Annotated in this window: 12 protein-coding genes and 4 tRNA genes; all 16 read left to right on the top strand. The window is 60.2% G+C overall.

Annotation, left to right across the window (positions count from 1 at the left end):
- Nucleotides 1-17 precede the first annotated feature (17 nt).
- The 16 genes from Q0H23_RS00740 to der all read left to right on the top strand — a co-directional run bounded on the left by Q0H23_RS00740 (nucleotide 18) and on the right by der (nucleotide 11,769).
- A tRNA-Ala gene (locus Q0H23_RS00740) sits at nucleotides 18-93 on the top strand.
- A 44-nt stretch (nucleotides 94-137) separates the two neighbouring features.
- Nucleotides 138-213: transfer RNA gene (locus tag Q0H23_RS00735), tRNA-Ile, on the top strand.
- A 337-nt stretch (nucleotides 214-550) separates the two neighbouring features.
- Nucleotides 551-1,522, top strand: a complete 972-nt coding sequence (locus tag Q0H23_RS00730) for a hypothetical protein (protein ID WP_293834659.1) — start codon at nucleotides 551-553, stop codon at nucleotides 1,520-1,522.
- Between the two features lie 161 nt (nucleotides 1,523-1,683).
- A tRNA-Val gene (locus Q0H23_RS00725) sits at nucleotides 1,684-1,758 on the top strand.
- Between the two features lie 4 nt (nucleotides 1,759-1,762).
- Nucleotides 1,763-1,838 (top strand) — tRNA-Ala (locus Q0H23_RS00720).
- Between the two features lie 119 nt (nucleotides 1,839-1,957).
- Nucleotides 1,958-2,332 carry a VOC family protein gene (locus Q0H23_RS00715; RefSeq protein WP_293834657.1) on the top strand — a complete coding sequence of 125 codons (375 nt, stop codon included), beginning with the start codon at nucleotides 1,958-1,960 and terminating at the stop codon, nucleotides 2,330-2,332.
- Between the two features lie 27 nt (nucleotides 2,333-2,359).
- The gene (locus Q0H23_RS00710; protein ID WP_293834655.1) at nucleotides 2,360-4,369 is read left to right on the top strand and encodes an ABC-F family ATP-binding cassette domain-containing protein; all 2,010 of its coding nucleotides are present in this window, start codon (nucleotides 2,360-2,362) and stop codon (nucleotides 4,367-4,369) included.
- The gene (locus Q0H23_RS00705) at nucleotides 4,369-5,064 is read left to right on the top strand and encodes a site-2 protease family protein (RefSeq protein ID WP_293834652.1); all 696 of its coding nucleotides are present in this window, start codon (nucleotides 4,369-4,371) and stop codon (nucleotides 5,062-5,064) included. Before Q0H23_RS00710 ends, Q0H23_RS00705 begins: the two co-directional genes overlap by 1 nt.
- Before the next feature lies 1 nt (nucleotide 5,065).
- Nucleotides 5,066-5,875 carry a ScpA family protein gene (locus Q0H23_RS00700; protein WP_293834650.1) on the top strand — a complete coding sequence of 270 codons (810 nt, stop codon included), beginning with the start codon at nucleotides 5,066-5,068 and terminating at the stop codon, nucleotides 5,873-5,875.
- On the top strand, nucleotides 5,875-6,549 hold the full coding sequence (gene scpB, locus Q0H23_RS00695) for an SMC-Scp complex subunit ScpB (protein WP_293834648.1): 675 nt from the start codon (nucleotides 5,875-5,877) through the stop codon (nucleotides 6,547-6,549). Before Q0H23_RS00700 ends, scpB begins: the two co-directional genes overlap by 1 nt.
- Nucleotides 6,542-7,342: a pseudouridine synthase gene (locus tag Q0H23_RS00690; protein WP_293834646.1), complete on the top strand. Its 801-nt coding sequence runs from the start codon at nucleotides 6,542-6,544 to the stop codon at nucleotides 7,340-7,342. Before scpB ends, Q0H23_RS00690 begins: the two co-directional genes overlap by 8 nt.
- Nucleotides 7,343-7,345: 3 nt before the next feature.
- Nucleotides 7,346-8,035, top strand: coding sequence for a histidine phosphatase family protein (locus Q0H23_RS00685; protein ID WP_293814187.1), 690 nt, complete (start codon nucleotides 7,346-7,348; stop codon nucleotides 8,033-8,035).
- A gap of 32 nt (nucleotides 8,036-8,067) precedes the next feature.
- Nucleotides 8,068-8,757 carry a (d)CMP kinase gene (gene cmk / locus Q0H23_RS00680; protein WP_293834643.1) on the top strand — a complete coding sequence of 230 codons (690 nt, stop codon included), beginning with the start codon at nucleotides 8,068-8,070 and terminating at the stop codon, nucleotides 8,755-8,757.
- A complete protein-coding gene (locus Q0H23_RS00675) occupies nucleotides 8,754-9,500 on the top strand; it encodes a lysophospholipid acyltransferase family protein (RefSeq protein ID WP_293834641.1) in 747 nt (248 codons plus the stop codon). Before cmk ends, Q0H23_RS00675 begins: the two co-directional genes overlap by 4 nt.
- Complete coding sequence (ispH, locus tag Q0H23_RS00670; protein ID WP_366509932.1) at nucleotides 9,445-10,362, top strand: 4-hydroxy-3-methylbut-2-enyl diphosphate reductase; 918 nt, start codon at nucleotides 9,445-9,447, stop codon at nucleotides 10,360-10,362. The genes Q0H23_RS00675 and ispH overlap by 56 nt, the downstream gene beginning before the upstream one ends.
- Before the next feature lie 84 nt (nucleotides 10,363-10,446).
- The gene (gene der, locus Q0H23_RS00665; protein WP_293834639.1) at nucleotides 10,447-11,769 is read left to right on the top strand and encodes a ribosome biogenesis GTPase Der; all 1,323 of its coding nucleotides are present in this window, start codon (nucleotides 10,447-10,449) and stop codon (nucleotides 11,767-11,769) included.
- The last annotated feature ends 9 nt before the right edge of the window (nucleotides 11,770-11,778 follow it).

The following is an 11,778-nucleotide window of genomic DNA, read 5'->3' as shown; positions in this document are numbered from 1 at the left end:
CTCTTTCGCACCAATTCGGGGAATTAGCTCAGTTGGGAGAGCGCATGACTGGCAGTCATGAGGTCAGGGGTTCGAACCCCCTATTCTCCACCATACATGATGGGGCGGCGGCTTAGGTCGTCGCCCTTTTTGTTAACGGGCCTATGGCGCAACGGTTAGCGCGAGGGACTCATAATCCCCAGGTTGCAGGTTCGAATCCTGCTGGGCCCACCAGAATTAGTCGCGGGTCGTAGGGCGCATGTGCTCTGCGGCCCGCTTTCGTTATCAAGAGTCCGATGCCGCGCTCGAGGTAGAACCTGGATCCTGGCAAGGATGGAGAACGGCGGGTTATCGACCACGACGCAGCCCTCTGGGTACTCGAACGACTCGAAGTCGCCGCCCGGCCAGAACGGCCGCACGACGTCGGCCTCATCCACGCCCCAGCGCCCGCACACGTAGTCGAGCACGACGGCGTACACCTCCGACAGCCTGCCCGGGGCCTCGCGATGCGCCATCCATTCAGTCTGGCTATACTTGACAAACAGACGGAAGCGACACGGGAGGATTGGTAATGGGAGAGACGGATTCTAGGGGCAGAATGTCCCTGATCAGACCGCTTTCCTGCGCCTATCTTATTTGGCTGGCCATCTCGCTTCTGTGCGTCGCCGTAATTCTTGGTTATACGACTCTTGCCTATGCCGGATTAGTCTCGGCCGCATGTGAGTTATATCCAACTACTCAGGTTCTTGGATTTCATATTTCGGTATGGGTGCTCCTCGTAGCTTCTTGGGTCATCTTCGCTGCAGTCGCGTTCGTTGGCTCGCTTTTTGGAATACGGGCTTTTAAGTTGCCGGAAAATCCGGGTATTCGCGATAGCGCAATTAAGTGCGGGCGCATCGTCTTTTCCCTCAGCTTCGTAGACCTCCTGTTCTCGGTATTCCAGCAAAACGCAACGAGCTCCATCTCATCGATCGTATCCGTAGGCCTTTCTGGCTTTCTGTTGCTCGAAGTCGCGCGTTACGTGCCTAATACCGAGGAAGTAGCCACCTCGTCATCCAAACGCAGCGTATCTGCGATTGAGGCCATTGGCCTTGAACAGGAACTTGAGGAGACTCTTTCTAAGGATGCGAAGGAGCTATACCGCCTCCTGAGGGGATACTCCACGATCATGCTCGTCTGGGGCCTGCTTCGTCTTCTCGGCGGCGTTTCCCAGGTTTTTGGCAGGGGCTATGTCACCGGCGACGCAGAAAGTCTCCGCAACGCTATTGCCGGCGCGGACGTCTGTCTCGTCGGTATCTATCTCCTTGTTACCGGCCGGTATGGCAAGCTCGCCCTTGCGGGCGGGCGCAACCTAAAGACGTTTTCAATTCTTAGCGGAGTCGGTCTTGTGATATCTGCCCTCACGCTCATCCCGGTCTTTCTCTGGTGGTGGCAGGGAGGGGTGCTCGCTGTGGGTGACGTGTTCTGCGTGGTCGCTGACCTTGCGCTTTATACGGCGGGTGTGTTTTACGCTCGCAGCCTGGATCGGCTGCATGCGCTCTAATTCGAATTTCTGATTGCAGCTTACAAACTGGCTATGTTCATGCTATTTGCACGTTCATCGCATCATCTGTTTGGCACCAATTGATAAGACATTCAATTTCTTGCTTGCATATTCTCGAGTGCTTGTGATAGACTCCTTTCCGCTGCGACGGCAGCCGAAGTGGGCGATTGGCTCAGGGGTAGAGCACATCCTTCACACGGATGGGGTCGCTGGTTCGAATCCAGCATCGCCCACCACTTCGGGGAATTAGCTCAGTTGGGAGAGCGCATGACTGGCAGTCATGAGGTCAGGGGTTCGAACCCCCTATTCTCCACCATAAACGACGAGGCCGGGGCTTTTGCTCCGGCCTTTTTGTTATGCGATGATGCTGCGAGTGAGTTGAACGCCGCTTCAACATCGAGCGAGTTTGGCCTTGCGGCCGGAGAGAAGGTTCGTATGCCCGAGGAAACCAGTAATCCCGTCGACGCTTTTGGTCTTCGTGTGGCTCACGTCGGAATCAACGCTGCAAGCCCTGAAGAGGCGATGGAGATCGCGTCCCTCTTCGAGGCTCTCATGGGACTCGCTCCGGTCAAGACTCCCGTTTCCGTGTTCGCGGACACGCTCGTTGAGGTTATGAGCGGGTGCGGTCGCGGCGAGAAGGGGCACATCGGCTTTGGCGTCAATGACATTCCCGCCGCTGAGAAGTGGTTTGCCGCTCGTGGCTTCGAGATCAACGAGGATTCCCGCGCCCTCAACCCTGATGGCACAACGAAGCTCGTCTACTTCAAGCGCGAGATCGCCGGATTCGCCATTCATCTCTGCCAGAACTAGCCACAGATTCAAGCTCAGGAGAGTGCCTTGATTCTTCTTGCCGATAAGGTTTCCAAATCGTTTGGTGGTCGCACCCTATACGAAGGAGCGACGCTACAGCTCAATGCGGGTCAGCGCTGGGCCCTCGTTGGCCCTAACGGCGCCGGCAAGACGACGCTTCTCAAGATTGTCATGGGAACCGAGACCCCGGACGAAGGCACCGTTAGCTTTCAGAAGGGGACTACCGTCGGTTACCTCGAGCAGGAGGCTAAGCTTGCCGGTCATGACACCGCCCTCGATGAGGTCATGGCGTCTGCGACGGAGATCCGCTCGCTCGGCGCTCGCATCTCGGAGCTCGAAGCGCAAATCGCCAACGCTGGCGATGGCGATGGGCTCGAGTCGCTCCTGGATGAATATGGCCACGCTCAGGACAGGTTCGAGAGACTGGGCGGCTATGAGCTCGAGAGCCGCGCTCGAGCCATCCTTTGCGGTCTCGGTTTCCCCGTAGAGGACCTCGACAAGCCCGCGGAGGATTTCTCTGGCGGATGGCAGATGCGCATCTCCCTCTCCAAGCTCCTTCTTCGTCATCCCGACCTGCTGCTCCTGGACGAGCCCACAAACCACCTCGACCTCGAAAGCGTAAAGTGGCTCGAGCAGTTCCTCGCCGGCTATGACGGCGCCGTCCTTCTCGTAAGCCACGACCGTGCGTTCATGGATGCCTGCGTATCCCACGTGGCAGCACTCGAGAACCGTCGCCTCACAACGTATACGGGCAACTACTCCAGCTACCTTCGTCAGCGCGAGGACAACCTCGAGCAGCTGCGAGCCAAACGCGCCGCCCAGGAGCGAGAGATTGCTCATATGCAGGTCTTCGTCGACAAATTCCGCTACAAGCCCACGAAGGCGGCTCAGGCTCAGGAGCGCATGAAGAAGATCGAGCAGATCAAGAGCGAGCTCGTCGTGCTCCCCGAGCAATCCAAGCACGTTCACTTCAGTTTCCCGGAGCCTCCCCGCACGGGAGATATGGTTATATCCATCGAGCATGTTCGCAAGGCGTTTGACGATAACCTCGTTTACGGCGACGCTAACGTGACGTTCTATCGTGGCGATCACGTCGCGCTCGTGGGCCCCAACGGCGCTGGCAAGTCGACCCTGATGAAGCTCGCCCTTGGTTTCGAGACTCCAGACGCAGGCAAGATCGAGCTCGGCCAGAACGTGACAAGCGCCTACTACGCCCAGCACCAGCTTGAGACCCTCAACGAATCCAACACCGTCATGCGTGAGATGGACGAGGCGGCCCCCGGTTGGACGAGCTCGGAAGAGCGTCGTCTCCTTGGCGCCTTCCTCTTCCATGGCGACGACGTCGAGAAGCGCGTGGGCGTTCTCTCCGGCGGCGAGCGCGCTCGTCTCGCCCTCGCGAAGATGCTCGTAGCGCCCGACCCGCTTCTTTGCCTCGACGAGCCCACCAACCACCTCGACATTGACTCTGTCGACGTGCTGGAGCAGGCCCTCGTGGACTTCAAGGGAACCATTCTCCTGATCAGCCACGATGAGCATCTCGTGCGTGCCGTGGCCAATAAGGTCGTCGAGGTCCGCGACGGTCGTGTCACCGTTTACGACGGCGACTATGATTACTACCTCTTCAAACGTGCCGTGCTTGAGGCTGCGGGGGCAGAGGACGCTAAGACTGTCGTGGCAAAGGCTTCAAAGGCGGTCGAGACTAAGGCAGCCGATGTACCCGCACAGACCAGTGGCAGGAACGTAAAGACCAAGGAGCAGCGTCGCGCCGAAGCCGAGGCGAGAAACGCGGCTTCCAAGGCCATGCGGTCCACCAAGAAGCGCCTCAAGGAGGTGGAGGCCGCCCTCGAGCCCGCGCATAAGCGCTACGACGAGCTTATGGAGCTTATGGCCTCTGAGGAGCTCTACGCCGACGCAAAAAAGTTTGACGAGGCGATGGCGGAGTATAACGCTCTCAAGAAGAAGATCCCGGCCCTCGAGGAGGAGTGGCTCGAGCTTTCGACCGCCCTCGAGGAAGCCCAGAGTGGGATCGGAGCGTAATGTCCCCGAGCCGGCTATTCACCATCACGATTACGGTCGTCCTGCTCATGCTGTCTGCCGTCGTGCACGAAGTCGCACACGGATGGGTGGCTCACCTCTGTGGGGATGACACCGCGAAGGAGGCAGGCAGGCTGACGCTAAACCCAGCTCGCCATCTGGACGGGTTTGGCTCGTTCGCTCTGCCGATCCTCATGGAGCTTCTGGGCGGGTTCGTCTTCGCTTACGCAAAGCCCGTTCCCTACAACCCGAATCGCCTCAAAAATCCAAGGCGTGACGAGGTTCTCGTGGCGCTCGCCGGACCCGCATCCAACATCCTCCAGGCTTGTCTCGGCACGGGTCTCTTTAATCTCGTGTGGGGAGCCATCGAGCGCGATCCCAGCTTGTTTTCCACAGGGCCCATGGTCTTCGGCTATACCCCTATGGCTCTAATTCTGTCCCTCTTCTCTACCTACGTGTGGATCAATCTCACCCTAGCCTTTTTTAACCTGATTCCCTTCCCGCCCCTGGATGGTTCAAAGGTGCTCTGTTACTTCCTTAAGGGCGAGACGCTCAGGCGCTACTATCAGGTCCAGAACTACGCCATGCCCATCCTTCTCGTATTGCTCTATGCCCTTCCCAGGCTTGGCCTTGATCCCGTGGGGGCATATCTCGAGTTCACAGCCGGTGGTCTATACAACCTGCTCATGGGGGTGTGACGTGAGCTACCGCATTCAGACCCAAGCCTATTCGGGTCCTTTTGACCTGCTCCTTCAGCTTGTGAGCAGGCAGCGCGTGGACATCGGAGCCATTTCCATCTCTGAGGTGGCGGACCAGTACCTTGCCGAGGTCGAGAGGATGGGGGAGCTCGACCTTGATGTCGCAAGCGACTTTGTCCTTGTCGCCTCCACGCTCCTGGACATTAAGGCTGCGTCGCTCGTTCCCGACGACGCACCCGTTCACAAGATGGAGGAAGACGAGGACGACGACCTCGAGGGCCTGACCGCAGACGAAGCGAGAGAGGTCCTCGTCGCCAGGCTTATCGCATACAAGCAGTTTAGAAATGCCGCGGCCGCTCTCGGAAGCCGCATGGAGTCCGAGGCGCGCATGCATCCGCGTGTCGCGGGTCCCGACCCAGACTTTCTCCACGTCGTTCCCGATTACCTCGAGGGCATCACGTTGAGGGGGCTCGCTGTCATCTGCGCTGACCTAGACAGTAGGCGAGAGGGCTTCCTCCTCGAGGCGGAGCACATCGCGCCAAAGAGGTTGCCGGTCGCGCTAACCGTGGCTTCCGTCGATCGCGTGACACGCTCACGCGGGCATCTTACGTTCAACGAGCTTCTCGACGGAGAACGAACCCCAGAACAGGTTGTGGTTACGTTTCTCGCGATCCTTCAGCTCTACAAGCTTGGCTCCGTCACGCTCTCGCAGGCTGAGACCTTCGGAGAAATCGAGATCTACCGCATCGAGGGCGCGCCCGCCTACGAGATTGACGCGACGGCTCTGGCCGAGCTGGAAGGGGAATACTAATGCAGGAGTTGGATAAGCTCGACGCCAATTCGATTCGTGGCGCGCTTGAGGCGATGCTTCTCGTGTCAAGCGACCCCGTCAGCGCAACTGACCTTGCGGCGGTGCTCAGCATTACCCCGGGCGAAGCTTCTGAGGCCCTTGCCGACCTGGCCGCCGAGTACTCTGACGCAAACCGCGGCTTCCAGCTTCGCGAGGTCGCCGGGGGCTGGAGGCTCTTCACCCATCCGGCCTTCCATGATCAGGTCGAGGCGCTTGTCATGAGCTGGGACACCAGGAAGCTCTCCCAGGCGGCGCTGGAGACGCTTGCGGTCATCGCGTACCATCAGCCCGTCACCCGCGAGGGCGTGAAGGCCATCCGCGGGGTCAACTCCGATGGCGTCATCGCGTCCCTCGTCGACAAGGGCCTCGTCCGAGAGGCGGGCAGGGATCCTCAGCGCGCTCAAGCCATTCGCTACGCGACCACGCAGGCGTTCCTCGAGCGCTTTGGCCTCAAGAGCCTCCGCGAACTCCCGGATCTCGAGCAGTTCGCCCCTGACGAGGAGTCGAAGAAGTTCATCCGCGAGCGCCTGAGCGGCCGCGTCATCGAGTCGACCCTCGAAGAGGCGGAGGCCGACTTCGAGGAAGAGCGCGAGCTCCTTTCGGATGACATGCCCGGTGATGCCACGGATGAGTAAACAAACCAGCCAGGAGGAGCGCATCGTTCCGATGCGTCTCCAGAAGTTTCTTGCTCGAGCGGGCGCTGCCAGCCGCAGGGGATCAGAGAACCTTATGACGGCTGGTCGCGTTCGCGTCAACGGCGTCGTCGTGACGGAGCTCGGCAGTAAGGTCGATCCCACCACTGACGTGGTCACCGTTGACGGCCGGGAGGTGCGCCTTGCCGATGAGGCCGTGTATATCATCCTCAATAAGCCTGCAGGTTATGTGACCACCATGAGCGACCCGGCCGGGAGGCCGTGCGTGGCATCGCTTGTTCCCAAGGACCAGTATCCGGGGCTCTTTCCCGTGGGGAGACTCGACCGCGACACCACGGGAATCCTTCTCTTCACGACGGATGGCGAAGCGGCGCAGAGACTTCTCCATCCCTCGTTCGAGAAGGACAAGCATTACGTCGCACTTGTCGAGGGCAGACTTTCTCGTACCGCAATCGACAGGCTCGAGCGTGGCATCACGTTGGATGACGGCCCCTGCGCGCCGGCGAAGGTAGAGCGCATCGAAGCCGATTCATCCCTTGCGAACGCCGTCTGTCCAAAGGGTGTTCCCAAGGGCTGCTCGCTTGTTGGCCTCACCATTCATGAAGGAAGAAAGCACCAGGTCAAACGCATGCTCTCTGAAGTTGGTCACGAAGTGATCGCACTCCACAGGGACACGTTTGGCCCGCTCGTGCTAAAGGATGTCAAACCTGGCAAATGGCGTCAGCTTACGGCCGATGAGCGCAAGAGGCTCCTCGCGCAGACGAAAGGGGAGTAGGGTATGAAGGAACACGGTCGCATCATCCTCATGAGGCACCCTCAGACCGAATACAACATCGAGGCACGCCTTTCCGGCAGGATTGACGTCAAGCTTTCCGAGCTGGGCATCGAGCAGGCGAAACGCGCGGCTCGCGCCATCGTTGCCTGGAAGCCAGACCGCATCATTACCTCACCCCTATCGAGGGCCCATGCCATTGCCGACGTTGCCGCGAAGCAGCTTAGCCTTGAGGCGATCGAGGACGACCGCGTGATCGAAATGGACTTTGGCTCTATGGAGGGCAAGCGCGTCGCAGACCTGCCGGCTCTCGGGTACCCGTTCCCCTGGCGTGTGGTCGACGGCAAGTCCCTCCCGGCCCCGGGGGCGGAAAGCTACGAGGACCTTATTGAGCGCGCCCGCACTTTTGTCGAATATGCGAAGGGTCTCGAGGGTAAGACCGTCGTCGTCACGCATGGTGGTTTCACGAGGGCCTTCATGGCCGCCGTTTACGGCATTCCCGTGGAACTGTTCTGGGATCGCGTCGTTGCGAATGTTTCGTCCCACGTATTCGTCTCAAATGGCGAGCGTCTCTCCCTACAGACCTCGGGCCTTGCCCCAAGCGAGCTCGAGCGGCGTGCAAAGACGGGATTCGTGCCTGGCAAGTCTCCCCTCGCCGACATTGAGACGGACGACCTGATCGCAAAGATGAGCTAGCATGGGTTAAAAGCCCTTAAAAGGAGGAAGACATGATCGTTGCCATTGACGGGCCGGCCGGGTCTGGCAAGTCCACGGTTGCGAGGGCCATGGCCTCTCGCGAAGGCCTTACGTACCTCGACACCGGCGCAATGTACCGCGCCGTCACCGACGCCGCCCTTACCCGTGGCATCGACGTGACCGATTCCGCCGCTGTCGCAGACCTTGCCAACCGCATCGAGATCTCCCTCGAGAACGGCCCTGAGGGTCCCGTCGTCTTCGTCGACGGAGCCGATCGAACGAAGGCCATCAGGACGCCCGAGGTCGACGAGAACGTGTCTGCCGTCGCAGCGGTCCCCGAGGTCAGGGCTGCCATGGTTGAACTTCAGCGCGCCTCCTCCAAGAACGCAGACGTTGTTGCCGAAGGAAGGGACATCGGAACGGTCGTCTTTCCTGAGGCCGAGGTCAAGATCTTCCTGACGGCAGACCCCTCCGCGCGTGCGCGCCGCCGCGCCGTCCAGCGCCACGGCGGAGACACCTCCAAAGACTCAAGCGCCGTAGCGGACTCTGCAGAGGCCGCCGCCATCGAAGCCGAGCTCATCGCCCGCGACAAGGCTGACTCCACTCGAAAGACCTCTCCACTCAAGCCCGCAGAGGACGCCGTGCACATCGACTCCACCGGCCTCACCGTTGACGAGGTTTGCGACCAAATTTCCGCCCTCATCTCAAAGGCGCGCGCATGAGCGACACCCAAACGAAAGGCAAGGCAAAGAGCTCGAAGCGTAAAGGCTTCGACTATCTACGCAACAGCATCGTGAACTTCCCCGCGGGCGCGCGGGCGCTCTATGCGTTCGTCTTCTCCGTTCTTCACGTCTACTCATCCATCGTCTATCCCACGACTTTTCGTGGAGAGGAGAACCTGACGGCCGGCGAGGACGGCAAGGGCGCGGTGCTCGTCATGAACCACGTCTCAATGGTCGAGCCCGTTGTCTTCATTGTTGGCCTCTGGCGCCGCGGAATTCACGTCAGGCCTCTCTACAAGGTCGACTTCGACAAGATCGCTCCTGCTCGATGGCTCTTCCGACGCGTCGGCGGAATCCCGGTTGACCGCGGCTCTGCCGATCTCAAGGCCCTCAAGGCGTGTCGTGATGCTTTGAGGCGCGGCGAGTACGTGCTCGTCTATCCCGAGGGCACTCGCGTCAAGAATGACGAGCAGCCAATCGAACTTCACGGTGGCTTTGCGATGATTGCGCAGATGGCGGGAGCCGGCGTTATCCCCTGTGCCGTCGTGGGCGCCGCAGACCCGTATAAGACCCGAAAGACGCGCCGCCGTATGCCCAAGATCGCCATCGGGACGCCCATTTCCTTTGACGAGCTCGAGGCCACAGACCGCAAGGGCAGGGTCTCCGAGATGGAACGCGTCGCCATGAATGACGTCTATGCGCTCAGAGACGAGCTTCGAAACGATTACCCCGGTCTTTGGTAACCACTCACTCTTGGAGGACCCCATGTCTGCGACCATCACCGTTGCCGAATACGCGGGAGCATGCTACGGAGTTCAACGTGCGCTCGATCTCGTTCATAAGTTGGCTAGCGAGAGCGACGGACCCGTCCGCACGCTTGGTCCGCTCATCCATAATCCCCAGGTAGTTGCTGGGCTTGAGGCCTCGGGAGTGACCGTTGCCAACGAGGTACCCGATGATGCCGGCTCCACCCTCGTACTTAGGACGCATGGGGTAGTCCCCGAAATTGAGCGCCAGGCTCGAGAGAACGGTCTCAACGTCGTCGACGCTACGTGCCCATACGTCAAGCGAGTGCATCATGCGGCAGAACGTCTCCAGCGCGAGGGATATCAGGTCCTCGTGGTTGGGGAGTCCGGTCATCCCGAAGTTGAGGCTATCCTCGGGCATGCCCCCGGGGCTTTGGCCGTAGCTGACGTCGATGCTCTCGATCAGGTCGACCTATCCAAGAAAGTTGGTGTAGTGGTCCAGACTACGCAGGCAAAGGCAACGCTCGACGCGGTCGTCTGCGAGCTTATGGGGCGAGCGCAAGAGGTGTGCGTCGTGAACACCATCTGCGAGGCTACGAGCGAGCGCCAAGGGGCGGCGGCTCGCCTCGCGTCGACTTCGGACGTTATGGTCGTCATAGGCGGCAGAAACTCTGCGAATACGACGCGCCTTGCAGAAATCTGCACAACCGCCTGCCCGCGAACCCATCACATCGAATCCCCGGATGAGCTCGAGGCCAGCTGGTTCGACGGAGCCTCGTCGATCGGCGTAACTGCTGGTGCTTCAACGCCCACCGCCCATATTGAAACCCTGGTCAAGGCAATCGAGGCTCTTTGCTAAAAGCGTGGCAAACCGCTTTTCTTCAGGATGCCGGAATGGGGCATGTTAGACTTTTACACCTGAACATTCGAGCAAGGAGCACTCATGGCCAAGCCCATCGTCGCCATCGTCGGACGCCCCAACGTCGGCAAGTCCACGCTGGTTAACCGTATTGCACAGAAGAAGGAAGCCATCGTCCACGAAAGCCGTGGCGTTACCAGGGATCGCAGCTACCACGAGGCAGACTGGTGTGGTCGCGAGTTCACTCTCATTGACACCGGTGGTATCGAGACCGGTCGCTCCGACGACGCCTTTGCCGGCCGCATCCGCGAGCAAGCGGAGGCCGCCTGCCAGGAGGCGGATGTCATCATCTTCGTCGTCGACGCCACCACTGGCGTGACCGAAGAGGACGAGACGGTTGCGCGCATCCTGCGTCGAGCCGGCAAGCCCGTCTTCCTCGTAGCCAACAAGCTCGACAATCCCGCGGACGACAAGACCATGTGGGATTTCTATGCCCTCGGCCTTGGTGAGCCCAGGCCCATTTCCGCCGTCCACGGTCATGGTACGGGAGACCTTCTCGACGAGGTCGTCGCAGCCCTTCCTGAGCCCGCGGAAGAGCCCGAGTATCCCGAGGATGCCCTCCGTGTTGCCATTATTGGCCGCCCGAACGTTGGCAAGTCCTCGATCACCAACCGCTTTGCCGGCAAGAATCGCTCCATCGTGAGCGACGTCGCCGGCACGACGCGCGACGCCCTCGACGTCATCGTCGAGCGTGGCGACAAGCGCTATCGTCTCGTCGACACCGCTGGCATGCGCAAGCGCAACCTCGTTCACGAAGACGTCGAGTACTACAGCCTCGTCAGGGGCCTTCGCGCCATCGACGAGGCGGAGGTTTGTCTGCTTGTCGTCGATGCCTCCGAGGGCGTCACCGAGCAGGACCAGAAGATTGCCGGCCTTGCTATCGAACGTGGATGTGCCCTTATCATCCTTCTCAACAAGTGGGATCTTGTGACCGACGACCACGCTCGCGAGGAGGTCATGCAGTCCGTCGCCCGTCGAATGACGTTTGCCCCCTGGGCTCCCGTCATCCGCGTCTCCGCGCTCACGGGCCGCTCGCTCGAGAAGGTCTGGGCCGTCGTTGACCGCGTGGGTGCCGCCCACTCCGGCCAGGTGCCTACGAGCGCGCTCAACAACCTCCTCGCTCAGATGCGCGAGAGTGGCCACACCATCGTCAAGGGGCCGAAGCGCCTTCGAATCCAGTATGCGAACCAAACCGGCAATCGCCCGCCCGCCATTACGTTCTTCTGCAACTTCCCTGAGCTCATCGATGATAACTACAAGCGATATCTCGAAAATCGCCTTCGCGATCAATTCAATCTCGAAGGTACTCCTCTCCGTCTGAGGTTCCGAAAGAAGCAGTCCGCCTAAGGCGAGCCT

This window comes from uncultured Parolsenella sp. (genome assembly GCF_934660935.1).
Taxonomy (GTDB): domain Bacteria; phylum Actinomycetota; class Coriobacteriia; order Coriobacteriales; family Atopobiaceae; genus Parolsenella.
The sequence above is the reverse complement of the archived record's forward strand: the minus strand, read 5'-3'. Positions and strand labels throughout refer to the sequence as shown.